This window comes from Anabaena sp. 54 (assembly GCF_017355725.1).
GTDB classification, from domain to species: domain Bacteria; phylum Cyanobacteriota; class Cyanobacteriia; order Cyanobacteriales; family Nostocaceae; genus Dolichospermum; species Dolichospermum heterosporum.
In genome coordinates this window covers 53,380-78,262 of the sequence record NZ_JAAVWA010000011.1, presented here as the reverse complement: position 1 = coordinate 78,262, position 24,883 = coordinate 53,380, and the positions used below count along the sequence as shown (strand labels likewise).

Here is a 24,883-nt window from a genome sequence, read left to right as displayed (position 1 = left end):
TTTGTGTGAATATGAGTTAAAAATCATTTGTATTTTAAGATTTAGTTTTCTTTCTTCTCCTAGTTTATCATAATTTTATGATATCATTTACGGATATTTTTGCATGAGTCTACCATCCAAACAATGTCCTTTTAAACCTTGCTATTAATGATGTTGCTGATTTCTCATGTAATCACATATACCATAAATTTTTCCTAATGCAGCTTGTGGTTTTATAATTAATCCCATTGTTGCTTTGATGATTTGCAGAATAAGTTTCATAGTAAAAATTGATTTATTTGTATACCTGTTAATTGTAAATAAATAACTATAGGTACTATATCTAATCTTTTTAAAAATGTTTCTATTAGTAATTGATGAAGGTTGATGTATGACACTTAATTGTTTAGTAATGGCTATTAAATGTCCTTGATTAGCATAACGTCTGCAAAAATCAAAATCTTCATAATATAAAAAATAAGCATGATCAAATAAAGGACATTCAGAAAATTTATTTAGATTAATTATTATACTACAACCGGAAACCCAATCACAATTAATATAATCTGTGTCGTTATTAGTTAATAAATCTACTTCTAAAATTGCGCCATTTTCAGGAATAAAGCGACCACCAGCAAACCAAATTTTCTGTTCAGGATTATAAACAATTGTACCTAAAATTGATAATTGTTGATATGAATTAAAAAAGAGTTGAGCTTTTTCTAAAGTATTTTCTGGTAAGTAAGCATCTGGATTAATTATCCAAACTATTCCTTGTTTATCTTGATTAAAAATCCATTGTAAACCTAAATTACAACCTCCACCAAAACCAAGATTTTTTTCAGAATCAATAATTATTGTTGATTGATATTGAATATCATTAATTGAATTATCATCAAGTGAATTATTAATAATAATAACTTGATAGTTACTATCTGGAGAAGATGGTAGAGAACCTATTAATTTAGTTATTAAATTGGTAGAATAATAATTGACTATTAAAAAGTAAATCATAATAAATTAATTGTAAAATAATTATTTTAAGACAAGTATTTAAACGGTTTTTAATGAAGATATTAATTACCATCTTTCAGTAAGTTTGCCTATTAAACCATAATAAGTTCCTAATAGACAAGCCCATATTTTTAATTGTTTATCTTCTAAATCATAGAACATAATCAAAAAGATTTTAACCAGCACATATTTTATTCGTCGAATTAAGCTGGTAAAGCGATAGAAACCTTGAGAAAAATGAGTTTCCAAGTAGGTATGGTTACGACAAATATAATAATAACGTAAAGCTGAATATTGTTGTATATAGCGATATTGATTTAGAAATTTTATTTGAATAGGACGACCAAAATTGTGGTGCATGATAGCTTTAGTCACAATTAGATTATGAAACCCTTTTTGCCTTAGTCGTAAGCCATAATCAAGGTCAATACCATCAATAAATAAATCAGCACAAGGAGGAGAAATAGTTTTAGCCGCAGTCAAAGAAATTAAAGAACCTGATGTAATTGGTGAATCACATTCATAAATATTAACACTATTATTATGCTTAATTTCTTGAAAATGATCATTAGCGAAAATTACACTTTCTATAATTTTACCCGTTCTAGGATCACAAGCAGTAGGGGCAATAATGCCAATTTTATAGTTATCTTGTTCAGATAATTTATGATAATTTGTCAGCAAGATTTCTAAGCAATTTGGAGTAGGAACACTATCTTGATCAAATGTCCATAGAAAATCATATTTTTGATGAATAGTCCATTCTAATGCTTTTACTAACCCTGCGGCAATTCCAATGTTATTTGGATAATGATGTATTCGCAATAGTTCATTTTTATCATTTAGTGACAATGGTTTATCAGAGTTATCTACTATATATATAGCTGTAACTTGAATTGATTGGGCTTCTATTGCTTCGATACACATATTAGCAGATTCTTGATCTTCGTAACAAGTAATATAAGCTGCTATTTTTGATTGCATATTATTAAGCTATTGTCAATAAGCAGCAATGAGAACTGATAGCACATAGAGCAGTCAAAAGATAAATAAATGAAGATGTTAAAAGCTCTAATCATAAATTAGATTAATAAATAAATTGAAGTTATAAAGCGAAATTGTTGTCATATTAAACGATAGTTATTAACTTTGGTTAATATCTTATTGTCATGGGTATCATAAATTAATTTTAATAAAAAGAAGAATTCGTTATCTCCGTTGCTCTCAACTTAATGAATCCTCAACATTTAAAAAACTGGTTTACTAATTTCTGTTATTGTACCTCATAAGATCAGAAAGTGCTGTATATATTGTTTGTACTATTTAGTGAGTATAAAGTAGAACTCAATATCTTCTAATGAGTTAGATAAAGTAGGTTGTGACCATACTGACGACCAAGAACAAATATGGTTATGTACATAATTTATGAGTACACTAAAACTTTCATAAGTAAATGTATGATAATGAATATCAGCTTGGGCTTGAAAATTTTCTTCTATTGTTGAGTAAAGCTTTTCCGAGGATACCTGAAATGCCAATTCAAAAAATTCAATATAATGCTCCTTGTCTCTATTTTTTGAAGGTTCTTGATAGTCTAGAATTAGGTGTTCTAGGACAGTTAACTTGCGTTTTTTATCAAACGTTCTTTCTTTATCTGGTATTACCAAAACAATAGACCCACCCATACGCAGTTTTTTATAAGCTTTCTCCAAAGCTCCTATAGGATTTCTAAGATGTTCTATCACATGACAAGCAACTATAAAGTCTAGACTATTATCTTCAATTCCATCCAAATTGTTTAAGTCACTTAAAATGTCTGGCTCTATAAAATTATAAAATTGTTGTCCGGGATAAAGTTGATGTTGAAGTTCACTTTTAGAAAATCTGTCAACATACTTGACATGACAGTTTAAAGGTAATGGTAAAGGAGATGCACCAGCACCACATTCTATTCCATAACCAGTTAGCCTAGATGTAGCAATCTCTCGCATTTTCATCATGTTGATATCTCTAGGTGGATTTATCCATTCTTCTAACGACCATTTACGCGGAGCAGGACGACCAGGAAGAAGATTTATTAGCACTTCATCTGTTACATTATTGATATCAGTTGGCCAAGTGAAGCCATGTTGAATTACCCAGTCTAAATCTGGTATGTAGTGACGATATCCATTTTTCACTAAAAAGACAGAAGAACCGAAAATATCTCCATTAGATTGAACTAGACAGTCATTATAATTTATAGAAGAAACTTCCGCCGACCCAGAAATATCTTTAGTATATTTATCTAAAAAAACTGCTTTTTGACTAATTAATTTTTCAAATAGTTTGATAATTTTCATTTTTCTTACCCTTGATTTCAGAAGTAACCCAGATATAAATATAGAGTAAAACCAGATATAATCTGCTAAAAATTCTTAGCTTTTGTTTGAATAAATCCATTGATTTTATTGATTTCAACTGACCAGTCTGCATGGTTATTTTTAATATAATTAATAGCATTATTTGTAATTATTTCAAATTCTTTATATCGCTCAATTGCTGCTGATATTGTTTCAGCTATACAAGTAGCACTTGGATTAGCTATAAGACAGTTCTCCTTATCTCTCAACAACCATTGTGTACTTGCGTTAAAGTTAGAAACTACTAATACACCACACGCCATCATCTCAAAAGGCAAGTAAGAGGGATGCTTAGTCATCATCATGGAAAGTCCGATATGACAAGAACGATACAAATTTCCTGTTTCTGTATAACTTAGCAATCCAAGGTTTTCTACCACTCCTTCTAACCCATATTCTTTAGGGTTCCAATCAGCACCAGCAGATAAAATTTCCACATGAAAACCATAACTTACCTTCAGTTTTCGCATTGCGGCAACTGCTAACTCAAAACCATTACGCGGATGTCCTGGGCGACCATAAAAAAATACACGTTTAGGAGTATTATCCTTCTTGGAACTACTATCAGGATAAAAAACTTTAGTATCTACACATGGAGTAAAGTGAATAGCTGTACCAGAATATTCATTTTCATATATCTTCTTTAAAGTAATAGTATTGGCAATGCCATAAAACCCAAATCTGTATGTGGCTTCAGCTTGAGCATAAGTAGATCCTGCTGGATAAAATAAAGGTTCAAAATCTTGGATAAAATAAAACTTTAACCCAGTATTGTCTACTTTTAGCAATACATAAGCGGTTGTCCAGAGAGTAGCTATAGAAAAATCTGATGCTGGTATGTTCTGAATTGCTTGTGCAGAATTCAGGATTATTACTTCAGCGCTGTGTAAATTAGGAAATGCTTTAGTAATTTGATCATGGATAGCATCAGAATTACTATCACCACAAATTAGAAATCTTTGCTGTATTCCTTCATGATTGAGTAAATAATCTGCTGTACGAAGTATCGTCATTACACCACCATAAAAAGCATTAGTAAAAGATGGTATATACCAATTAATAGTGTAAACTCCTGATCTACTAACTCTTTCAGGATGTTGTTGATCTTGAGAAATATCTGTATATGAAAAATCAATAACTTCTGCCAATGCAGAAGCATCTTTAGTGTATTTATCTAAAAAAAGTATTTTTTGACTAATTAATTTCTTAAGCAGTTTGATGATTTTCATTTTTTTAATTTTAATTTTAAAGGGACAATAGAGCCAAATGCAGGATGAAAATAGGGATCATCTGCTAAAGACTCATGAAATTCTGAGAAATCATTAGTTGGTAAATATGCCAAAAATGCACGGGCATGGGGATTGACCAAACCCCGTTTATTAGTCGAACGACTAGCTTGACAAAGTTTAATTATTGAATCCTGCACAGAAGGATAATTGCTGGATAATCCGCCTATACTTAAGTAATGTTCATAATTAAAAGCTACAGCCCAAGGAGAACTTGCGCTGCAATTTCGATACCATAAAGCTCCACCAAAAATATCCCAGGAATATAAGTTACTTTCACGCAGCAATGGATAGCCATTATCCAGTTGATCAACAACTAATCCAGCTTCAACAACTATATTTTTATCTGTTAGAACCAGTGCAGAGGCAAATCCAATATCTGGATGATTGATAACCCAGCCACTTAATTCTTGTATCCATCCCTCATTGAATCTAATAACTTGTCCCGATACGAACACAACTACATCAGTAATATTTTGTTTTGCTGCTTCTGCTAATGTTGTTAATTTAGAATTTCCTTCATGAATCAGCAAGCAATTAACAGGTATATTGATTTTTTTGATAAGAATTTCTAGCTCATTTTGGTGTGTATTATAAGTAGACTCTGGTAAAACTATTATTGCTTTGTGCCATCTAGCGTCAGCAAATTCCGAGACAGCACTGATGCAAACAGATAAACTATCCCAAGGTACATCACCATCAATAACAACTGATACTCTTGCGGGTTGAGCTATCCATTCTAATTGAAAACCAGATTCTGGATGTGGTGAAACTGTTGCTGGTAATTGCATCCTAAGCAGATGATCTTGGATAGATCGTAATTGCGCTTCAAGCGCGTATGGCTTAGAATCTATTCCCAAAGAAGTAGATCCTTGTATGATGCGCCAATGGTAAAGCACAGAATGTATTCTGGCAATACGTGATGTTTGTTCTGTAATACGAAGAAACAAGTCCCAGTCTTGCGCTCCATCCGTTTCTGAACGAAAGCCACCAATCTTCTCTACCAAATCGCGGCGAGCAATACATAAATGAGTTAAATAGTTAGCTGAATATAAAATTTCTGGACTCCACTGTGGCTTAAGTAGCAGCCTGGACCTTACCATACTGTTTTCACTAACACAGTCTTTGTCTGAGTAAATAAAGTCTATATCTGGCTGCTTATTTAGTTCATGGATCACTTCATAAAAAGCTGAAGGTGATAACAAATCATCATGATCAAGTAAAACTATAAATTCACCTGATGCCATTTTTAGAGAAACATTAGAATTACCGGAAATTCCTTTGTTTTCTGGCATAATATTGAGCTTAACTCGATTATCTTGTAAACTTAACCTTTTTAAATAACCGATATTCTGTAAGTTATTGATATCTGCAAATGCAATACATAACTCCCAGTTCGTGTAACTTTGCTGTAAGACACTATTAATTGTTTCTTTTAAGATAGACAATGGCAATTTATAAACTGGAAGTATTACGCTTAAAGAAGGTTGATAATTAAATCCTAAGGCATTTATTTTTTGCTGTTCCAGTTCTTCATTCGTTATTTCATATAATTTAATCCATTGTCCATATTCTGGAGAATCAGCCAAATTTTGTAAAACTTTTGCTATTAGCGTATCGACAAAATCAATGTTTGTGCGAAAGCCCATAAGTTTATGCTTGATAAAATTAAATATGCGCTTGAAAAATATAAGAGATATTTTTTGGCGTAAATTGGTTATGATTCTACTACAAAGCTTTATAAAAGGTGAGTTTAATATGGATTTTTTAAACTTTAAATATATTGATCGTAACTTCCAAAATTTACTTGTTTCCATCCAAGATACAACATTTATGGATTTTTCGAGTTCCGCCTGAGTTTGGATCAATTGAGACTGGGATTTTTCGAGTTCTGCCTGAGTATTGAGTAATTGAGATGCTAAATTGACTTTCTCTAGTGTTAATTTGTCTACACTTTCTGTTTGGTCTTTTATGTTATCTACGTTCCACTCATGAAATTCAATGAGTTTATTAATTTCCTGACGGTCATCCTCTATTTTTCGTAATAAAATACCATGAGGTATTATGTCGGATATATAAAACTTATAATCAGGCACAAAACCACAAGATAAAAAAGCATTTAGCCAATTAATACGAGGTAAAACAGTTAAATGAGTTGGTTCGGCAAAATCATCAGATGTGGATGAAAAAAATATTGAATTAGCATATAGACACATATTTCTAATTGCACACATTGCCTCATCTCGTGGCATATGCTCAACTACTTCAATACAAGTTATTAAATCATAATTACCTTTATTTTTCTGAAAGGCATCTGAATTAGTGGCAGAAGAAACAAAAACAAAAGGCTTTAAATCTTCTCTGAGACAGGATATTGCATATTGAGAACAATCAAAACCATGAATTAAAGTACCTCGGTTATAAAATGCTTCCAATAAAAACCCTTTCGCACAACCTACGTCTAAAACAGATTTAGGTGAAACATAAGTTATTAACCTGTCTGCAACAGCATTAAAAAAACGTAGCCAGTGTCCATCATTAGCTGCTCTATCATAAGGAAGACCTGGTACCATTTTTAGATAATAATCTTCATTATATAAATCTTGATATTTTAAATTATTCATTCTTATTTAATTCCCTAAGTTCAATGTACTCAAATAATAATCTATAGTTTTTTGACCATTGCCCCTAAACTTAACCTTGCCGTTATCGAGAAAAATGAGCCTATCACAAGATTGTTTCACAAATTCTAAATCATGAGAAACTACTAGAATAGTCACATTATCATCCCAAAACTTATCCATTCTTTGCTTACACTTATTCTTAAAACCCTCATCTCCAACTGATAAAACCTCATCCAAGATCAAAATATCTGGCTGTACATCAGTCGCAATAGAAAACCCCAAACGAGCCACCATACCTGAAGATAAACCCTTAACTGGAACTAAAGCATAATCCTCCAAATCTGCAAACTCCAAAATAGAACGCGCTCTTGCTTTCATCTCAGCCCTAGAAAAACCCAACAATACACCATAAAGGAGGATATTGTCCATTACAGAGATTTCCGCATCAAAACCTGCTCCTAATTCAATTAAAGGCGCAACTTGACCTCGGACTCTGACAGTACCAGTGGTAGGCTGTAAAATCCCAGAAATTATCTTTAACAGAGTGGACTTACCTGAACCGTTAGCACCAATTATACCTATTTTTTCTCCTTTCGCAACCACCAAGTCAATATTATCTAAAACTAATTTCTTCGCAGGTTGACGATATTTACCCTCTACCACAGATAGGAGCGTTTTTTTTAAATCATAGGAAAATTCCTCTTGAGTCCTTCTCCACAGCGAAACATTGTCCAAACGTATTACTTCCATTTACAGCCAATCCATAAATTGATGTCGCCACAGGTGAAAACAAGTCCATCTTAAGCAATACCTTGTCCAAATTGGAAAAAAGCCTTGATTTGTAGATTGGGTTGTGGAACGTGAACGTTCGCGGAGCAATTAGCATAAAACCCAACATGAGCGTTGGGTTGCGCTGTCGCTTAACCCAACAAAGCAGGAAATGGACAAGGTATTGTCTCAAGGCTAAAATAATTATGCCATTAAGCAAAGCCCGGCGATTTATAAACTATCGGGTTCAATACCTAACTCCCTTAATTTTTGCGCTAGAATAGCTGCTTTATTCTCTGCGTCATCAGCACGCTGACGTTCAACTTCAACCTTTTGACGTTCAGATTCAGCCCTTTGATATTCAACCTCAGCCCTTTGATATTCAACCTCAGCTTTTCTCATTTCTTCTAAATTAGCTTCTTCTGGTGTAGGGACTAATCTTCCTTCAACAGTAAAATATCTTAACTTATCTTCCCAAACCCCTAGATATAAACCTAACTCCTGACTCCAATACCAGGCATTTTCTGATGCTGGAATAGTTTTATACTCACTGTCTGTTAATCGCCATCCTACCAGTTCTAAGGTATTCGGGGAAAACCAAAAATACTCAGGGGTGCGGAATTGATTTTGATACAACTGTTTTTTCAATCCCTTATCTACCTTCGCTGTAGAATCAGAAAGTAATTCAATTATTACATTGGGATATTTACCATCTTCTTCCCATATTACCCAAGAAAGACGTGGACGTTTTTCCGTGTCCTTAACTAAAAAAAAGTCTGGTCCTCTAAAGTCTCGATTTTTTAACTGTTGTCGGCTATAGTAAACGCTAAGATTTGCACCGATAAAAAAATCTTCTCTATTACGCCATAACCATTCTAAACAAGTTACTAATATTAATAGTTGTGTATAGTGTAAAGAGCTTTCCATTTCTGGTTCGTCGCTGAGTAGTTCAGTGCAATCTGGCATTAATGCTTCTATTTCTTGTGCGGTTAAAGCCATAGATTTTATTAGGATAAATTACTATCTTTGGTTAATTATAAACTATCAGGTTCTAGTCTAAGGAACGCAAATTTAATAACCTGCAATTCTGATGTAACCTGGAATGGTGCGTTACGCTGTCGCTAACACACCCTACTTTTGCACCTTATTTAATTCACATTCCTAAGTAGGTTGGTGTTGAAAATTGTCGTTATGGAAAGGCAAAAGGCACTCATGCAAGAGGCAAGAGTGAAGAGGGTTTGGGCGATTTTACATTTCTTTACACAGGTTGGTTTTATTGTGTTCACCTACTTATGCAATTACCAAACGATAGCTATGTTAGAGGGTGTTTGAAAAGTTATGCTTGATGTATCAAATATTTTTTACCCCTCCCTAACCCTCCCCTTGTAAAGGGGAGGGAACTGGATTTTTATTGTTTCCCCCCTTGTAAAGGTGGGACTAAGGGGGTAGCAATGTGATGAAAATTACGGAATACCACTTTTAAAACATCCTCTTAGAGGTTGTTTGAAAAGTATTAGATCAAACCGATAATCTCCAAAAACCTAACCCCCCTGCCCCCCTTCCCTACGTTAGCGCAGCGTGCCGAAGGACGGGAAGGGGGGTTTCAAAGCCTCTCCCCGCTTCGGGGAGAGGTTTGGAGAGGGGTTTGTTTATACATTAAAAACTTTTCAAACATCCTCTTACAGCAAATCCATAAATTGATGCCGCCACAGGTGAAAACAAGTCCATCCCAAGGCTAAAATAATGATGCCACTCAGTAAAGCCCCCCAAATCAGACCTAAATCTGGTGGAGAACCTGATAATGTAATCTGACGGAGACTTTCGATGATTGGGGATAAGGGGTTCAAACCTAAAAACTGTTTTACCGGCTTGGGAACAATAGCTGCTGGGTAAAATATCGGACTGCTAATCCAAATTACAAATACTACCAATTCATAAAAGTAAGGTAAATCCCTGAAAAATACGTACAAAGCACTGACTAAAAAACCGACTCCTGTAGAAACTAAAATTAATGCTAAAAATGGAAATACTAAAGCGATGACATTGATGAGACTTTTGGAATTAATCAATGTCATAATTGCTAGTAACGGAAATGCTCCCACTGAAAATTGAAAGACATTGGACGAAATCATTGATACCGGAAAAACACTAACTGGTAACTGAATCTTATTTAATAATGCACCATTGCCGACTACGCTGGTTAAAGCTTGGGATGTGCAAGCGGAGAAAAAATTAATTACTAACAGTCCTGTCAGCGCTGCCAGCATATAGTTAATGATGGAGTTACCATAGTAGGATGCAAAGGTAGCACCAAAGATGGCAGTATACAACCCTGTCATAATCAATGGGTTCAATAGTGACCAATAAACCCCTAGAAAAGACCCCCGATAACGGACTTTAAGTGTCCGTCCAACTAAGACGTGCAGGAGTTCGCAATAACGCTGCACTTGTAACCAATTTAAATTATCTTTCAGGGAAAGTGTCATTCTTATAGCACCATTACACACCGGAAAAAAGTCATTTTGGCATTCTATACCATACGAGTGCAATTGTTGACGATTAATTTTCAGATAAGTGAAATTTTATCTATCTCAGGTAATTACTTACAAACTATCAGAGTCAATACCTAACTCCCTTAACCGTTGAGCCAAAATTGCTACTTTAGCCTCCGCATCATCAGCCCTTTGGCGTTCACTTTCAGCCTTTTCTGCCAATTCTGTAGGTATGAGTAATTTATCACCTGTATCAAGACGGTAAAATCTTAAAAGCTCCCCTTCCACTTCTAGACGCAATCCCAACGGCTGAGATAAACTATCGGTAATGGGTTGATAAATCTCATCCTGTAAACGATACCCCTGTAACTTTTTGTTAATCCATTCTCCTTTCGGGTCAAATAACCAATATTCTAAAATCCCTAATTGTTCATACAATAACTTCTTTTGCTCTTGATCCTGCCTTTGAGTTCCGGCACTGGTCATTTCCAAGACAACTTGGGGAACTTGACCTTCTTCCCAGACCTTATAATTATCTCTACCTCCAGGTGGCACATCAAAAATTACCATCACATCTGGTGCTACTCTTAATTTCGGAAAACTTTGAGCATAGTATAAAAATTGATTTGCGAGTACCGTTGCTTGTCTTCCTGCTAGGTACTGTTTTAAAACTTCTAAAGTAGTTAAAATCGCATAGAGATGTATATAGGTTTCTGCCACGGGTTCTCCATCAGAGCTAGGATATTCGATGGTGACATCGGTTAACTTTATGGTTGTAGTCATAGTTTTTTCCTAATTAACCACACTATCAGGATCTAAGTAGGTGAACACAATAAAACCAAACTGTGTAAAGAAACGTAAAATCGCCGAAAACTTCTTTACTCTTGCCCATTGCCTCTTGCCTTGCCATAACGACAATTTTTAACGCCAACTCACTTACGCCTAGCGATCGCAAATAAGTAGTGAGACAGAATTAATTACACAATGTCATTGCGTTAGCAAAGCGTGGCGTTAGCCATATGGAACGAAGTGAATTGAAAATGTTGGGTTTCGTTCCTCAACCCAACCTACGTATTTTTGCTTTTTAGTCTTAACCGAACAGTATTGTATCAGGATCTATTCCCAGCGATCACGCCATAACCACTCTAAGCTAGTTACCAATAATAGGAACTGCATATAATGCAAAGAACTTTCCATTTCCGGCTCATCACTTAATAAACGAGTCGCATCGGGCATTTGTTGTTCTAGCTGTTGGGCTGTAACAAACATAAGAGTATACCTACTTGCTTACTGATTTAATTTTAAGCCATGAACAATGAAAACAGAGTGCCAGATTCAGCTACACTGAGATTTGGATTATTTTATTTTAACTAGATCATGGACATCGGACAGAAAGTTAAGGTGATTCGTTTGCGCGATCGCGTATCCTCTACTATCGCTCAAAAACTCGGCAAAATTGGCACTATCGAAGGCTACAAAGTCACAGATGGTAAAGGAATTGGTGTGGTAGTCAAGTTTGACGACAACTCCTCCACTTGGTTTTTTGAAGATGAAATCAGACCAGCTTAGTCAAAACAACTTATAGCAGAGGCTAAGAAGATTGGTTGAGTGCTAAGTTGTTATTGACAAGATCGGCAAAATTGGAAATTAAGTAATGGCCTTGATACTGACGTTTTTGGGCAAAAACGGCATCGCTCGCAGTAAGATAGCGATCGCCGCAGCCATTAGTTTGGCAACACAAGGCAAACGGGTACTCCTAGCAGGACTAGCAGATCCAACATTGTCAATTCTACTCAATACTACTCTGACTCCTGACCCCCAGGACATCTCTCCCAATCTCCAAGCAGTACAGTTTCAAGCATCTGTACTGCTAGAACGCAACTGGGAAGAAGTGAAAAAATTAGAGGCTCAATATCTCCGTACACCAATTTTTAAAGAGGTTTATGGGCAAGAATTGGTAGTATTACCGGGCATGGACAACGCCCTCGCTCTCAATGCGATTCGTGAATATGATGCCAGTGGCAAATATGACGCGATTATTTATGATGGTACGGGCGACGCTGCCAGTTTGCGAATGTTGGGAATGCCAGAATCTTTAAGTTGGTATATGAGAAGATTCCGACAATTGTTTGTTAACTCCGATTTAGGGAAAACAATTTCCGAATCTCCTGTAACGCAACCTTTAATTAGCAGCCTGTTTAATTTTAATTGGACTACTGATAATTTCTCTCAACCCACTAACCAAGTTAATAATTTCCTCGAAGAAGGTAAAGCTGCCTTAGCTAATCCTCGGCGCGTTGCTGCTTTTTTGGTGACAACATCAGAACCCATTGATGTGGCAAATTCCCGTTATTTGTGGGGAAGCGCTCAACAAATTGGTTTAACTATTGGTGGAGCAATTTTAGTTCCTGGTGGAGAAAATACCAATTTATCCGAGGAATTTGCACCTCTACCTGTGAGCATAGTTCCTGATGTTGTCAATGGTGAATGGCAACCTCTGATAGATGCTTTACCCAACTTTGTCGAGCAAGCATTACAAGCTAACCAACCAATTGAAATTGACGTACATAATCGCCAAGTACGCTTATTTTTGCCTGGGTTTGACAAAAAACAAGTCAAGCTTATTCAACAGGGTCCAGAAGTCACCGTAGAAGCCGCAGATCAAAGACGTAATATCTTCCTTCCCCCGGCTTTAAGTGGGAAACCTGTCACAGGTGCAAAGTTTCAAAATAGTTATTTGATAATTTCTTTTTAGGGATTGGGGACTGGGGATTGGGGACTGGGCAATAATTACCAATTACCCATTACCTATTACCAATCACCTATTACCAATTACCATTACACCTTATGTCTGAATCAACTCCCATTAATCCCAATTCGCAGCCGAATGAGGCTGTAGAATCTCCAAATCCAGAAGTTACAATTACAGAAGACCGCAATGCAAAAACTCGGCAATTGCTGGGAATGAAAGGTGCGAGTGCTGGGAAAACTTCTATTTGGAAAATTCGCTTGCAATTGATGAAACCGATTACCTGGATTCCCCTAATTTGGGGTGTGGTCTGCGGTGCGGCTTCTTCTGGTAACTATACCTGGACTTTAGAAAATGTTTTGAAGTCTGCCCTGTGTATGTTGCTTTCTGGTCCGTTGTTGACTGGTTATACCCAAACCATCAATGATTATTATGACCGGGAAATTGACGCGATTAATGAACCTTATCGTCCTATACCTTCGGGGAGAATTTCGGAAAAGCAAGTAATTAGCCAATTCGTGCTTTTAGTATTATTAGGATATGGAGTGGCTTACACCTTAGATTTATGGGCAGGTCATTCAGTTCCTAATGTTTTACTGTTGTCTGTTTTTGGTAGTTTCATTGCCTATATCTATTCTGCACCACCATTGAAATTAAAACAAAATGGTTGGTTAGGAAATTATGCTTTGGGTGCAAGTTATATTGCTTTACCTTGGTGGGCTGGTCATGCTTTATTTGGGGAATTGAATTGGACAATTGTGGTTCTGACTCTATTTTACAGTTTGGCTGGTTTAGGTATTGCCATTGTTAATGATTTTAAGAGTGTGGAAGGCGATCGCCAATTAGGATTACAATCATTACCAGTTATGTTTGGCATCCAAAATGCGGCTTTGATTTGTGTCGTCATGATTGACTTATTTCAAGGTTTGGTCGCAGGTTATTTGGTGAGTATTCACGAGAATTTATATGCAGCGATTCTCGTATTATTAATCATTCCCCAAATCACTTTTCAAGATATGTATTTTCTTCGTGACCCCATAGCCAATGATGTCAAATATCAAGCCAGCGCCCAACCATTTTTGGTTTTGGGAATGTTGGTGACAGGCATTGCATTAGGTCACGCTGGCGTTTAATTGTAGGGTGTAATCAGTCGTAAAAACCCCTATCCCGTCTGGGAATGAATTCCCAGTCTCATAGCGAAAGTCATCTAAAGATGACTAAAAACTGGGTAAATTTATTAGTCCGTTTTAACGGACTTTAGCTATGAGACAGGGAATTTATTCCCTGGCTTAAGGCTTAAGTTGATAGATATCAGCAATGCGCTCAATTCCTAATTATGAAAAAAATAGAAATAGAACTAGATCAAGAAACCTATGACAAAATACAACAATTAACCCAGACTAATCATTGTCAAATCTCAGATTTAATTAAAGCCATGATTGAGCAACTTACTCAACCAGAAATTCTCAACGATTCATTTATTGGCAAATGGTCAGATGATGCGGAATTAGTTGATCAACTAATTGAAGATATGTTAAAACATAGACCCTAAAAAATAATAAATTAATATTGAAAAATAAAACTTTAATTGATACAGATATTTTATCGGAAATTCGCAAAGGCAAAAATCCCCAAGTTATAGCTAAAGCCATTGCTTATAAAACTAGTTTTAAAAATCATACCATATCTGTAATTACGGTTTCAGAAGTTATCAATTGATGTATCGCTTTTCTGTAGCTATGGAGAATGCGATCGCTATTCTCTCATCAATATTTGTAGGTAAATTTAGGCTTTTAGCAATGAAAAGTCAATAATTAACCAATATATTCAATTTCACCTAAGTCATTGATTAATATAAGTGATCCCACAGATAAAGATGAAAGGATGTCACTAATTTTTTCCATCAGAGGAACTAAGGGACTTCCAAATAAAAAAATACTCAACCACCTAACGCAAAAATCTCTCAAACCCTTATTCCTCTGTGTCCTCTGCGCCTCTGTGGTTCGTTAATCAGGATAATTTATTTCTTGGAAGTCCCTAAATGATTAGGATGAGTGCTAGAAGCTGATAAGTCAGCGCTTGCGCTATTACTACTCATCTATCGTTAATAATTTGGGCGTTGCTGATTTTAGGGATGAAAATAATTTTGCATACGTTCAAGACTCTTGTAGAGACGTTCCATGGAACGTCTCTACCTCCAAAAATCATACGCCAATTCAGCAACGCCATAATTTGAAGGGGTTTAGTAATGCGCTTTACATTTAATGTAACCTCTGCATGAGGATTCTGGCTTGTTCACTGATAGCTTGCCAATTTTCCTGTAATACTGATTCTGTGGGGAATAATTCGCCACTTAACCCCACCGCTACTGCGCCAACTTGTAAAAAATCTTGAGCATTTTCTAATGTTATACCCCCCGTAGGAATTAGGGGAATATGCCCAAGGGGTCCTTGTAAACTCCTGATATAGCTAGTTCCGCCCACTGCTTGTACCGGAAACACTTTGACACAACTTGCACCATGATTCCACGCGGTAATAATTTCTGTGGGTGTCAATGCACCGGGAATAATGGGGATATTTGCGGTTAATGCAGCTTGAATCATATCTAGATCAGTGTGGGGACTGAAGAGAAATTGCGCCCCACAGGCGATCGCCTCTTGTAACTGTTGAACATTAAATAAAGTCCCCGTACCAATCATACAGTTAGGTAATTTAGCACGGAGTTGGGCAATTAATTCCGGTGCGCGATCGCTATTCCAGGTAATTTCAATTAACTGCATTCCTCCAGATGCTACAGCTAAAGCCATTTTCTCACCCCATACCATCTTCGGGGCGCGAATAACAGCGATCGCTCGATGTAATTTTAACTGTGACAACCAAACTTGATTAGACATTTTTACCGTAACTTAAACAGTATCAATTAAACTGGTAAGACATCGTGAAAATGTGTATAGTCACAGTAACGATGTCCATCAGGCGTATGGTACATAATATCTACAAATTGATGATTCCACAAAATCTTATTATACTCAACATGGTTGAAATATGGACTTTTGGAAAATTACGAAAAACCTAGATTTGTAGGGATTTAGCTCTTGCTTTACCCCTAGTAGTTCGTCAAATTTATTTTGACGGGTAATGAGTTTCATCAATCCCAATCAGCAAAACCTGATGTTAGCTTAATAATGCTGAAGTTATCCCATACAGAGGACTGGACTCATCAATAATGTGCATTACCGTCCAAGATAAAGAAAAAAGCATCTAAAAAAGAACCTGGTTTAGCATTAGGGACTTCCAAGAAATAAATTATCCTGATTAACGAACCACAGAGGCGCAGAGGACACAGAGGAATAAGGGTTTGAGAGATTTTTGCGTTAGGTGGTTGAGTATTTTTTTATTTGGAAGTCCCTTAGCAATACAATTTCCTCCTAACCAATAAGGGAACACCAAAAAATAAATTACCCAATTTTGTGGGATGGGCATCCTGCCTGTCCTTGATGATTAACAGGCTTTTCAGCCCGCACCACAAGAAATTTTTGGGTATTTTTTTAATTGGAAGTCCCTAAGCGATCGCAAACTGCTGTAATAGCTACATAAGCGCCACAAATCGGCAAAAAAAAGCCAATCCAAGGAATCGTCAGTAACAGATGGGAAGGATCATACCAATAGGAATGCCATGCACCCATACCCATAATTTTGAATTGTCCATTATGGATTTGAATATGAACTCGTGAATGCAAGTGTTTTTCTGGCTTGCAAAGAAATCTCTGTAATTTAAATTTTATGAGCAGTAAGTAAAAGTCTGGTCAATGGTAAGATGACTAAAGATAAATATATTTAATCAAAAATGAATCGAATTTTTTGGATTACCGCCTTAATTGCCTTTATTAATTCCCTGAGTTTTACAATTCTCATCCCCATAATTTATCTTTATGGTAAACAATTTGGTTTAAATGATTTCCAAACCAGTTTATTATTCTCAACATATTCTATTGCTCAGTTTTTCGCCACTCCTGTAATTGGTAAACTCTCCGACAGATTTGGGCGGAAACCATTATTAATAATCAGTTTAGCAGGAACAGTAATTGCTAATACTATCGCAGGAACTGCCACAACAGCAATATTACTATTTTTCGCCAGATTTTTAGATGGTATCACAGGTGGAAATGCTTCAGTTGCCCAAGCCGTTATTTCTGATGTTACCAGCCAAAAAAATCGCGCTCAGGCATTTGGGATTTATGGTGCGGCGATGGGATTAGGATTTATTGTTGGTCCAGTTATGAGTTTAGTAGCACAGCAAATTTCTTTAGGAACGGCATTTTTAGTTTCCGGTGCAGTTGCTATGATAGCGATGTTAATGACAATCTTCTTATTACCAGAAACCTTACAAAATAAATCTCCAAAGGCTACGAATATCTTTGATTTAGGGTTAGAAAATTTAATTAAAGGATTTGCCATGCCAGGAATTGGCATTTTATTATTCATTAACTTTTGCACCGGGACAACATTTACCATGTTCACCTATGCCTTTCAACCATACTTTATCCAAGTTTTACATCAAAATAATAAATCTTTAACACTCTTATTTTTAGTTTTTGGCACATTAGGAGTAATCATGCAAACTTGGGGAGTATCTGTCCTCAGTCGTAAATTTAATGTTGTCAAGATATTATTTTTAGGCTTATTTGTTCGCAGTTTATCATTTTTGTTAATGCCTGTTTGGCCTAGCATCAATTATTTTATTGTAGTTAGCATCCTATTTGCGCTTTTTAATGCCCTAGTCCAACCCATGATTAGTACATTGATTTCTCTCAATGCTCGACCACAAGATCAGGGAACTGTATTAGGATTAAACGCATCCTATTTAAGTATTTCCAACGGTATTGGTCCAGTGATTGCGGGGATGATAGTTCACCAATCCCAACCCATCACTTATGGCTATCCTTTATATCTAGCAGGAGGTTTAACATTTTTGGTTTTAACCTTAGCCATAGGTACGCGCAAAAGATATAGCAGGGCTATTTAAGCGTTAAATTATACTATTGACAATATTGACAGTTAGTACACCTTGTCAATCTTGTTACTTTCGTGTAATATACATCATTGTTTGTAATTGTAAAAGTACCATTTTGCAACAACTTTTCTCAGTCACAAATTCAACATTATCCCAATAACTACACCAGGCAAAAATATGTTGTTTTTTTTCAAGTTGATTGATTACTTGTTAGCCGCAGTTGCGATAACATCAGGCTTCATTATTTATGTTGATTCTAGTAATCCACAATATGTAACTGCTGCCTCCGTTGCTTTAACCGTTGCTATTGGTTTATTTCTTTTCAATAGACAATCGGTAAATAATGCTAAAAAGGAATCACAAAAAACTGACCTTTCCAAAAAAGCTGAACTCTATACATCTCTATTAAGCAATGGTACTACATTGGACTATAATACAGTTTTACCAGCACGAGCCAAAGCTTTAGAATATTGTCAAGAGTTGATTGACGACTATAAAAGTTCTCGAAATCTTGCCAGAACTCTTTACTATGTTTTGCAAATTTCTACCGTTATTTTGTCAGGTGTAACACCAATTTTAGTGTTGGTAGATAAATTAGAGGCAGGACAAAGTTGGTTAAAATGGCTGCCTGTTATTTGCCCAGCCGTTGCTTCCATTGTTGCTAGTATCGTTACCTCATTTCCTTTTGAGAAAAATTGGATGGCTGCTAACAAAGCCGTTGAATTATTAGAAGCTGAACAGGAAAAGTTTATTTTGGGAATTAGTCCAGCCTATCGTTGTTATGATATTTCAGAAGAAGGTAAACAACAACAAAGAGTAAGTCAGGCAATAGAACTATTTATTAATCAAGTGAATAATATTCACCTCCAACTAGTTCAACCAAACAGTGATTCAGAACAGGGAAATCAAGAAAAACAAGAGTCTCCACAATCTGAAGAATCAACTACAGCACAAAAAGTAGCTGTATAGTTTTGGTGTAATCACCAATTTAGGGGCGCAGGACATATCAATTTCTGGGCGCAAGCCCTGCGCCCCTACGGAATTTCTGAATGATCAAAAATGTCAGTTATCCCTGACATTACGCTTTATTGTAAAAAAATAGTTAGAATAGTATAGACACTCTTTTCCAGAGAGTCAACCTACTCGTGATTCTGAATTAATTGCAACTTTGTATGAATTTAAATAGCCCGTCTGCCAATTCTTCCGATACATATTCCCAGCGTTTGGCAGACATCGTGGGAACACTGATCGCTTTGATCACTCTCACTTTACCAGTATTTATCATTGCCCACTATTCTTCTGTTAATGTTGAAAACAATCAACCATCCTTAACTTACAATCTACCTATTCGTGGAGATTAGAATATACAGCAGAATTTAAGACTTAAAGCAGAGGATTAGGGGTAGGGAGTTTTCTTCTTGAGCCTTTTTTGTGGGTCATTTAGAGAACTCCACAAAAAAAATGATCCAATTTTGTGGGATGGGCATCCTTGCCCGTCCTTGATGATTAGCGGGCAATTCGTCCCGCACCACAAGAAATTTTGGGATATTTTTTTGATTGGAAGTCTCTAATAAACCTGTGCTGCATGAGTTGTCATTGCGAGTGAAAGGAAGCAATCTCTTGACAACCGATAAACCACCTAACGCAAAAATCTCTCAAACCCTTATTCCTCTGTGTCCTCTGCGCCTCCGTGGTTCGTTAATCAGGATAATTTATTTCTTGGAAGTCCCTCACTAAATTATTGGGTCTGACGCACCCTACAAGAGATAAAATCCACATTACATATTGAGTAGGGTGTGGTTCGGCAAGCTCACCAACCACGTCAGATAGAGGAAATCTGTTTTTTACCAAATTATTGGGTCTGACGCACCCTACAAGAGATAAAATCTACATTACATATTTAGAAAACTTTGTCAATGCGTAAGCACTAGGATCATCTTTTTTGTGGATTTCTCTTATGAAATTTACCAGTATTTTAGAAGGAATGTTGAGGAAGAGATCCACAATGTTTTAAGATCTTACACTGGGAGCGAAAATGGCTGCTACCGCTGATTCACTTTTAGTAAAGGAGTTTTATTGTGGATTTATCTTTGATTCCCGCCCAACCAAAGCCAGGTGTAATTAATGTCCTGATTGAAATTGCTGGTGGAAGTAAAAATAAATACGAATACGATAAGGATTTACAAGCGTTTGCCCTAGATCGGGTTCTCTATTCTTCAGTTAAGTATCCTTATGATTATGGTTTTATCCCCAATACCTTGGCTGATGATGGCGATCCGTTAGATGGTATGGTGATCATGGATGAGCCAACATTTCCCGGTTGCGTTATTGCCGCTAGACCGGTTGGTTATTTGGAAATGATTGATGGTGGCGATCGCGATGAAAAAATTCTTTGTGTTCCCGATAAAGATCCGCGCTATGCTCATGTATTGTCCCTTAAAGACATAGCCCCTCATAAACTGGAAGAAATTGCCGAGTTTTTCCGTAGTTATAAAAATTTGGAAAAAAAGGTAACACAAATTCTCGGTTGGCAGGATGTTGATAAGGTAGCCCCCTTAGTAGAAAAGTTCATTCAAGCAGCTAAAGCTAAAGCATAATAGACTATGGGTGATGGTAATGTGAATTACTCATTACCCACTAAGTAATTGGACAAAAATATTTACAGTCATTGCGAGCGAAGGGAAGCAATCATAACCCTTGGAATTGCTTCATTTCACTTCTTTCCATTCCCAATGACATTGTGTAATTAATTCTGTCTGACTACTTAAACCGATTATTCTGGAATAATTAGTAAGAACCTACTGATCTCATTCCCCCATCTCTCACTGGTTGCAAAAAAAAATTTAAAATCAAATGCAGCGCACTCTCTTATCAGCAAAAATTCATAACTGTACACTCACAGCGGCAAATATTAATTATGTGGGCAGTATTAGTATTGACGAGGTTCTCTTGGCAAAAGCTGGTATATTCCCTTACGAGCAAGTACAAGTAGTGAATATTGCTAATGGCGAGCGTTTTATTACTTATGCCATATCCGCTCCAGCTAATTCAGGAGCTATTGAATTGAATGGAGCAGCCGCACGTTTAGGCGTAGTTGGCGATCGCTTGATTATAATGACTTACGGGCAGTTTACTATGGAAGAGTTAAAATGTTACTCTCCTACTGTTGTCATTGTGGGTGAAAAAAACCAGCTATTAGAAGTGCGATATTATGATGATCTGCTTAGTAAGCGGATTAATTAGGAATAGTAGGAGTCACCGAGTCAGGAGTTAGAAGAAAGAATGGATTATAAATTTAACTCAGCAACATCTTGATTTGGTGCAGTTTAGCAGCTAATAGACCACTGGTAATTAATTCGGCGGCTTTGTCTATACCAGCTTGCATATCTGGACAAATCCCACTGCGCCATAGGTAAAAACCACCATTCCAGAGGGCTGTTTGCATTAATTCGCTGGCTTTTCCTATCAAAACCCCTTGCATATCTTGAATGAGTTCTTCTGTAGTAGTTAGAGGAACATTTTTAGTAGTAAAGCCATATTCACGGGGTGAAAGTTGCAGACGGGTTAATGTTTCTGGATTTGATGAAGATAAACCGACAATGGCTGTGCGATCGCGTGGTAAGTCACAACTACCTTCTAAGCCCTTAACAAAAGTATATTTTGTCATCCCACGTAATCCTAAAGCGGCTTGAAACATTGCTTCCGTGGGTGGATGAACAAAACCGGCAATAATATGGGCTTCCCCCATGTATGGACACCAAATTAACTCCATTGTTGCTAATGGTGGACGTTTCCCCAATTGATCACGATATTCCCACAGAGTTTGATTTAAAGGAAAATGTTTGGGTGTGTAAATAAAGCCAATTCCTGTTTCTTCAAAAATCCCCTGGGTTTGTTCCAGTGATAAACCAGTCCAATCTATTCCTAAACCTTGCCAAATCTCGATTAAAGGTAAACCATATTTTGTGGGTAAGCGATCTCCGCCGTGCATAATTACAGGTTGACCCGCAGTAGCTAATAACAAAGCCGTAATGATATTGATGGGTGCAGTACGGGTTCTGCCATCATGGGGCATACCCAAAACGATGACAGGTTGGGCTATTGCCGACAATTTTGGACCTAGTTCATAGTAAGCATCTAACATTCCTGCTAACTCTTCCCCAGTAGGGCGCTTAATCCGATGGGCAATTAAAAACGCGCCAATTTGTGCTGGTGTCGCCTCAGATAATAACATCATTTTTGTCGCAGTAGCTGCTTCAGCACGGGTTAAATGATCTGATGTGTGACTTCCACTACCTACTTTTTGGATAAATTCCCGAAATTTATTAGTCATTTGTTAGTTGTTAATTATCAGTTGTTAGTGGAAAAAGGCAATTTTAAAGGAAAAGTGCTGTATAGGCTCAAATTGATCATGAAACTCCTTCCACAATTCTCTTTTACTCCTAACTCTTGCTAGAATTTCCAGGAATATTATCCTTGACAAGTTGCCAAAAATATTGTATGGGAGGAATGTGGAGACGATCTTGAGTTGTTACCATGACTACCTGACGAGTCAGGGGGGAATTATGACGTAAATTACTATTTTCACAGAGGGAACGGACAGCCAGAGTGGGGTCATATCTGGCTTCTATGAGTGCTGACTGGGGAAGTAAGGCAATGAGTTCTCCTTGACGAACTACCCCCCGAAAGGCATCTAGGGTATTTACTTCTAAAGCTGTTTTAAGTGTAGTTTTCATCTGTTCAAATTTATCTTGAATCAGACGTTGCATTCCATAACCATCCTTAAATACTACTTGAGGATAACGAATTAACTCTAACCAGGGGATAGATTCATATTCAGCTAGGGGATGATTGGCTGCGGTGAGGACTTCTATGGGTTCTTCGTATAGGAATTCTATAGCCATTTCTTTACCTGTGATCAGAAAGCGATTGTGCATGACAATTGCTAAGTCTACCAAACCATCTTTGAGGACTTTCAGAGAGCGATCGCTTCCTAATGATGTAACTCGCAATTGGACATCTGGATAATGATGACAAAACTTTTGTAACACGGGTGGTAAGTAAGAAGCACAAACTGAGTGTATTGCCGCAATACATAGTTCTGGTTGCTTTCCTCCAATTAAATCTGTTAATTCCTGTGTAGCCAACTCCCATTCCTGGCAGATTTTATGTACACGAGGAAGTAATCGTTCACCACCTAACGTTAATTTGGCATGGGAGGTTCTATGAAATAGTTCTATCCCTAAATCTGCTTCTAATGCCTGAATTTGCCTACTAATGGTTGATTGAGTCACACCACATTGTTTTGCTGCTTGTTGAAAGCTGCCAGTTTGAACAATCGCCAAAAAGGCTTGCAACTGCTCTAGACGCATTTTGATTTAACCTAAGTATAAAATTATAGCTCTTATTAATTTAACGGGTTATTTGTATAATTTTAATTTAATTTAATTAATTGTCTAGTATTTAATTTACATAACCAAATTAGCAAAAATACTTGCGAATACTGAATTGATGTGTTGTATAGCGATTTATATAGCAGGGAACAGGGAGAAGAATGTTTTTCTGACTCCTAACTGGGCGCAGGACTTGTACTAACTGGGCGCAAGACCTGTACTAACTGGGCGCAGGACTTGTACTAACTGGGCGCAGGACTTGTACTAACTGGGCGCAAGACCTGTACTAACTGGGCGCAGGACTTGTACTAACTGGGCGCAGGACTTGTACTAACTGGGCGCAGGCCCTGCGCCCCTACTTCCTGCTATATAAAATTCTTTAGGAAGATCAAGTTGCTTGGACTAAGACAGAACTACCTTCAATTTTGGCTTGGTAGGTTTTCAGTGGTTTTTTAGCGGGTCCGTCTTGTGCCTTGCCATCACGAGCAAATTTTGCTCCATGACAGGGACAAACAAATTTGCTTTCTTTGGCTTTCCAGTCGATCGTACAACCTTGATGAGTACAAGTTGGATTCACAGCAATCAAATTTTTTGCGGTTTTAGATGTGCCAACCACTAATACTGCACCAATTGGGGAATTTTCCACCAATAGTTGACCAGTTTTGTCTAATTGTGCCACCGTACCCACCTTTTGCCAGCCTTTAGTAGCAGCATTAGATCCAGGATTAGCTGATGTACTGGTTTCGGGAGAACAGGCTGCAATTGCGATAGGTAAGGAACTAGCTAAACAACCTAATCCCACCCAATTTATAAATTCACGACGTTTCATATTTGCTGGTAATCAGTATGTGATTTTTCGTCTATTATCACTGGCAAAGGTTGATCCTGTCATTGTTTAGCTATAATCCCCTTCCTATAACTAAGTAGGTGAACGGAAAAAACTGTAGACGCGGAGCGGCTTCTCATACAGCACCTCCTGCTGTTATGAGGTACAAAGTTTCATCGCCAATCCTGTAGGGGCGCAGGGTCTGCGCCCTTAATTGTATTGCATTCAACCTGCAACTGCTGTAAGAGTAATATGTAACGAAAAGTAAAGTTGCCCAAAACCTCTTTTGGAGTTCCCTTCCCATCACGACAATTTTTAACGCCAACCTACTTATAT

General features: G+C 36.8%; 24 protein-coding genes and 2 pseudogenes. 10 read left to right on the top strand and 16 right to left on the bottom strand.

The window, feature by feature from the left end:
* Window positions 1-144: 144 nt before the first annotated feature.
* From HEQ36_RS12760 to HEQ36_RS12715, 10 genes and pseudogenes are all read right to left on the bottom strand, one after another.
* On the bottom strand, window positions 145-993 hold the full coding sequence (locus HEQ36_RS12760; protein ID WP_168636538.1) for a glycosyltransferase: 849 nt from the start codon (window positions 991-993) through the stop codon (window positions 145-147).
* A 66-nt stretch (window positions 994-1,059) separates the two neighbouring features.
* On the bottom strand, window positions 1,060-1,977 hold the full coding sequence (locus HEQ36_RS12755) for a glycosyltransferase (RefSeq protein WP_168636539.1): 918 nt from the start codon (window positions 1,975-1,977) through the stop codon (window positions 1,060-1,062).
* Between the two features lie 335 nt (window positions 1,978-2,312).
* Window positions 2,313-3,335 carry a methyltransferase domain-containing protein gene (locus HEQ36_RS12750; protein WP_168636540.1) on the bottom strand — a complete coding sequence of 341 codons (1,023 nt, stop codon included), beginning with the start codon at window positions 3,333-3,335 and terminating at the stop codon, window positions 2,313-2,315.
* Between the two features lie 65 nt (window positions 3,336-3,400).
* Window positions 3,401-4,624 carry a glycosyltransferase gene (locus HEQ36_RS12745; protein ID WP_168636541.1) on the bottom strand — a complete coding sequence of 408 codons (1,224 nt, stop codon included), beginning with the start codon at window positions 4,622-4,624 and terminating at the stop codon, window positions 3,401-3,403.
* Window positions 4,621-7,305 (bottom strand): glycosyltransferase, encoded by a 2,685-nt coding sequence (locus tag HEQ36_RS12740; RefSeq protein ID WP_168636542.1) that lies wholly within the window; start codon window positions 7,303-7,305, stop codon window positions 4,621-4,623. The genes HEQ36_RS12745 and HEQ36_RS12740 overlap by 4 nt, the downstream gene beginning before the upstream one ends.
* 6 nt (window positions 7,306-7,311) lie before the next feature.
* Window positions 7,312-8,055 carry an ABC transporter ATP-binding protein gene (locus HEQ36_RS12735; protein WP_168636543.1) on the bottom strand — a complete coding sequence of 248 codons (744 nt, stop codon included), beginning with the start codon at window positions 8,053-8,055 and terminating at the stop codon, window positions 7,312-7,314.
* Between the two features lie 249 nt (window positions 8,056-8,304).
* Window positions 8,305-9,072: a Uma2 family endonuclease gene (locus tag HEQ36_RS12730; protein ID WP_027404151.1), complete on the bottom strand. Its 768-nt coding sequence runs from the start codon at window positions 9,070-9,072 to the stop codon at window positions 8,305-8,307.
* Between the two features lie 680 nt (window positions 9,073-9,752).
* Window positions 9,753-10,559: an ABC transporter permease gene (locus HEQ36_RS12725; RefSeq protein WP_168466757.1), complete on the bottom strand. Its 807-nt coding sequence runs from the start codon at window positions 10,557-10,559 to the stop codon at window positions 9,753-9,755.
* Between the two features lie 117 nt (window positions 10,560-10,676).
* On the bottom strand, window positions 10,677-11,348 hold the full coding sequence (locus tag HEQ36_RS12720) for a Uma2 family endonuclease (RefSeq protein ID WP_053540015.1): 672 nt from the start codon (window positions 11,346-11,348) through the stop codon (window positions 10,677-10,679).
* A 342-nt stretch (window positions 11,349-11,690) separates the two neighbouring features.
* Window positions 11,691-11,834, bottom strand: a pseudogene (locus HEQ36_RS12715) (Uma2 family endonuclease); the annotation flags it as partial.
* A 108-nt stretch (window positions 11,835-11,942) separates the two neighbouring features.
* Between HEQ36_RS12715 and HEQ36_RS12710 the strand changes: the two are divergent.
* The 5 genes from HEQ36_RS12710 to HEQ36_RS12690 all read left to right on the top strand — a co-directional run bounded on the left by HEQ36_RS12710 (window position 11,943) and on the right by HEQ36_RS12690 (window position 15,033).
* Window positions 11,943-12,134 carry a DUF2862 domain-containing protein gene (locus HEQ36_RS12710; protein ID WP_053540016.1) on the top strand — a complete coding sequence of 64 codons (192 nt, stop codon included), beginning with the start codon at window positions 11,943-11,945 and terminating at the stop codon, window positions 12,132-12,134.
* Window positions 12,135-12,219: 85 nt separating this feature from the next.
* Window positions 12,220-13,320 (top strand): ArsA family ATPase, encoded by a 1,101-nt coding sequence (locus tag HEQ36_RS12705; protein WP_168636544.1) that lies wholly within the window; start codon window positions 12,220-12,222, stop codon window positions 13,318-13,320.
* A gap of 92 nt (window positions 13,321-13,412) precedes the next feature.
* Window positions 13,413-14,447 (top strand): chlorophyll synthase ChlG, encoded by a 1,035-nt coding sequence (gene chlG / locus HEQ36_RS12700; RefSeq protein WP_168636545.1) that lies wholly within the window; start codon window positions 13,413-13,415, stop codon window positions 14,445-14,447.
* A 203-nt stretch (window positions 14,448-14,650) separates the two neighbouring features.
* Window positions 14,651-14,866 carry a hypothetical protein gene (locus tag HEQ36_RS12695; protein WP_168636546.1) on the top strand — a complete coding sequence of 72 codons (216 nt, stop codon included), beginning with the start codon at window positions 14,651-14,653 and terminating at the stop codon, window positions 14,864-14,866.
* 17 nt (window positions 14,867-14,883) lie between these two features.
* Window positions 14,884-15,033, top strand: coding sequence for a hypothetical protein (locus HEQ36_RS12690; RefSeq protein ID WP_233455532.1), 150 nt, complete (start codon window positions 14,884-14,886; stop codon window positions 15,031-15,033).
* Window positions 15,034-15,575: 542 nt separating this feature from the next.
* Here HEQ36_RS12690 and HEQ36_RS12685 read toward each other — a convergent pair.
* The 3 genes and pseudogenes from HEQ36_RS12685 to HEQ36_RS26015 all read right to left on the bottom strand — a co-directional run bounded on the left by HEQ36_RS12685 (window position 15,576) and on the right by HEQ36_RS26015 (window position 17,006).
* The gene (locus tag HEQ36_RS12685; protein WP_168636547.1) at window positions 15,576-16,208 is read right to left on the bottom strand and encodes a bifunctional 4-hydroxy-2-oxoglutarate aldolase/2-dehydro-3-deoxy-phosphogluconate aldolase; all 633 of its coding nucleotides are present in this window, start codon (window positions 16,206-16,208) and stop codon (window positions 15,576-15,578) included.
* Between the two features lie 26 nt (window positions 16,209-16,234).
* Window positions 16,235-16,339 (bottom strand): annotated as a pseudogene (locus tag HEQ36_RS12680) (ATP-sensitive inward rectifier potassium channel 10); the annotation flags it as partial.
* A gap of 523 nt (window positions 16,340-16,862) precedes the next feature.
* Window positions 16,863-17,006, bottom strand: a complete 144-nt coding sequence (locus HEQ36_RS26015; protein ID WP_199924287.1) for a hypothetical protein — start codon at window positions 17,004-17,006, stop codon at window positions 16,863-16,865.
* 155 nt (window positions 17,007-17,161) lie between these two features.
* Between HEQ36_RS26015 and HEQ36_RS12670 the strand changes: the two genes are divergently transcribed.
* From HEQ36_RS12670 to panD, 5 genes are all read left to right on the top strand, one after another.
* Complete coding sequence (locus HEQ36_RS12670) at window positions 17,162-18,340, top strand: MFS transporter (protein WP_168636548.1); 1,179 nt, start codon at window positions 17,162-17,164, stop codon at window positions 18,338-18,340.
* A gap of 165 nt (window positions 18,341-18,505) precedes the next feature.
* Entirely contained in the window at window positions 18,506-19,297 is a 792-nt protein-coding gene (locus HEQ36_RS12665) for a DUF4231 domain-containing protein (protein WP_168636549.1), read from the top strand.
* A 203-nt stretch (window positions 19,298-19,500) separates the two neighbouring features.
* On the top strand, window positions 19,501-19,689 hold the full coding sequence (locus HEQ36_RS12660) for a hypothetical protein (protein ID WP_053540023.1): 189 nt from the start codon (window positions 19,501-19,503) through the stop codon (window positions 19,687-19,689).
* Between the two features lie 717 nt (window positions 19,690-20,406).
* Window positions 20,407-20,925, top strand: coding sequence for an inorganic diphosphatase (locus tag HEQ36_RS12655; protein ID WP_027404163.1), 519 nt, complete (start codon window positions 20,407-20,409; stop codon window positions 20,923-20,925).
* A gap of 256 nt (window positions 20,926-21,181) precedes the next feature.
* On the top strand, window positions 21,182-21,571 hold the full coding sequence (gene panD, locus HEQ36_RS12650) for an aspartate 1-decarboxylase (RefSeq protein WP_168636550.1): 390 nt from the start codon (window positions 21,182-21,184) through the stop codon (window positions 21,569-21,571).
* 52 nt (window positions 21,572-21,623) lie between these two features.
* On the opposite strand, the gene HEQ36_RS12645 is transcribed toward panD, so the two are convergent.
* The 3 genes from HEQ36_RS12645 to HEQ36_RS12635 all read right to left on the bottom strand — a co-directional run bounded on the left by HEQ36_RS12645 (window position 21,624) and on the right by HEQ36_RS12635 (window position 24,550).
* On the bottom strand, window positions 21,624-22,661 hold the full coding sequence (locus tag HEQ36_RS12645) for an anthranilate phosphoribosyltransferase family protein (protein WP_053540024.1): 1,038 nt from the start codon (window positions 22,659-22,661) through the stop codon (window positions 21,624-21,626).
* A 109-nt stretch (window positions 22,662-22,770) separates the two neighbouring features.
* A complete protein-coding gene (locus HEQ36_RS12640) occupies window positions 22,771-23,700 on the bottom strand; it encodes a LysR family transcriptional regulator (protein WP_168636551.1) in 930 nt (309 codons plus the stop codon).
* 409 nt (window positions 23,701-24,109) lie between these two features.
* The gene (locus HEQ36_RS12635) at window positions 24,110-24,550 is read right to left on the bottom strand and encodes a ubiquinol-cytochrome c reductase iron-sulfur subunit (protein ID WP_168636552.1); all 441 of its coding nucleotides are present in this window, start codon (window positions 24,548-24,550) and stop codon (window positions 24,110-24,112) included.
* Window positions 24,551-24,883 lie beyond the last annotated feature (333 nt).

Coding starts and splice junctions, on each gene's coding strand:
- chlG (WP_168636545.1), top strand. CDS start 13,413: ATGTCTGAATCAACTCCCATTAATCCCAATTCGCAGCCGAATGAGGCT.
- HEQ36_RS12725 (WP_168466757.1), bottom strand. CDS start 10,559: ATGACACTTTCCCTGAAAGATAATTTAAATTGGTTACAAGTGCAGCGT.
- HEQ36_RS12740 (WP_168636542.1), bottom strand. CDS start 7,305: ATGAATAATTTAAAATATCAAGATTTATATAATGAAGATTATTATCTA.
- HEQ36_RS12755 (WP_168636539.1), bottom strand. CDS start 1,977: ATGCAATCAAAAATAGCAGCTTATATTACTTGTTACGAAGATCAAGAA.
- HEQ36_RS12645 (WP_053540024.1), bottom strand. CDS start 22,661: ATGACTAATAAATTTCGGGAATTTATCCAAAAAGTAGGTAGTGGAAGT.
- HEQ36_RS12695 (WP_168636546.1), top strand. CDS start 14,651: ATGAAAAAAATAGAAATAGAACTAGATCAAGAAACCTATGACAAAATA.
- panD (WP_168636550.1), top strand. CDS start 21,182: ATGCAGCGCACTCTCTTATCAGCAAAAATTCATAACTGTACACTCACA.
- HEQ36_RS12750 (WP_168636540.1), bottom strand. CDS start 3,335: ATGAAAATTATCAAACTATTTGAAAAATTAATTAGTCAAAAAGCAGTT.
- HEQ36_RS12705 (WP_168636544.1), top strand. CDS start 12,220: ATGGCCTTGATACTGACGTTTTTGGGCAAAAACGGCATCGCTCGCAGT.
- HEQ36_RS12760 (WP_168636538.1), bottom strand. CDS start 993: ATGATTTACTTTTTAATAGTCAATTATTATTCTACCAATTTAATAACT.
- HEQ36_RS26015 (WP_199924287.1), bottom strand. CDS start 17,006: ATGGGTATGGGTGCATGGCATTCCTATTGGTATGATCCTTCCCATCTG.
- HEQ36_RS12710 (WP_053540016.1), top strand. CDS start 11,943: ATGGACATCGGACAGAAAGTTAAGGTGATTCGTTTGCGCGATCGCGTA.
- HEQ36_RS12685 (WP_168636547.1), bottom strand. CDS start 16,208: ATGTCTAATCAAGTTTGGTTGTCACAGTTAAAATTACATCGAGCGATC.
- HEQ36_RS12730 (WP_027404151.1), bottom strand. CDS start 9,072: ATGGCTTTAACCGCACAAGAAATAGAAGCATTAATGCCAGATTGCACT.
- HEQ36_RS12640 (WP_168636551.1), bottom strand. CDS start 23,700: ATGCGTCTAGAGCAGTTGCAAGCCTTTTTGGCGATTGTTCAAACTGGC.
- HEQ36_RS12660 (WP_053540023.1), top strand. CDS start 19,501: ATGAATTTAAATAGCCCGTCTGCCAATTCTTCCGATACATATTCCCAG.
- HEQ36_RS12665 (WP_168636549.1), top strand. CDS start 18,506: ATGTTGTTTTTTTTCAAGTTGATTGATTACTTGTTAGCCGCAGTTGCG.
- HEQ36_RS12735 (WP_168636543.1), bottom strand. CDS start 8,055: ATGGAAGTAATACGTTTGGACAATGTTTCGCTGTGGAGAAGGACTCAA.
- HEQ36_RS12720 (WP_053540015.1), bottom strand. CDS start 11,348: ATGACTACAACCATAAAGTTAACCGATGTCACCATCGAATATCCTAGC.
- HEQ36_RS12635 (WP_168636552.1), bottom strand. CDS start 24,550: ATGAAACGTCGTGAATTTATAAATTGGGTGGGATTAGGTTGTTTAGCT.
- HEQ36_RS12745 (WP_168636541.1), bottom strand. CDS start 4,624: ATGAAAATCATCAAACTGCTTAAGAAATTAATTAGTCAAAAAATACTT.
- HEQ36_RS12670 (WP_168636548.1), top strand. CDS start 17,162: ATGAATCGAATTTTTTGGATTACCGCCTTAATTGCCTTTATTAATTCC.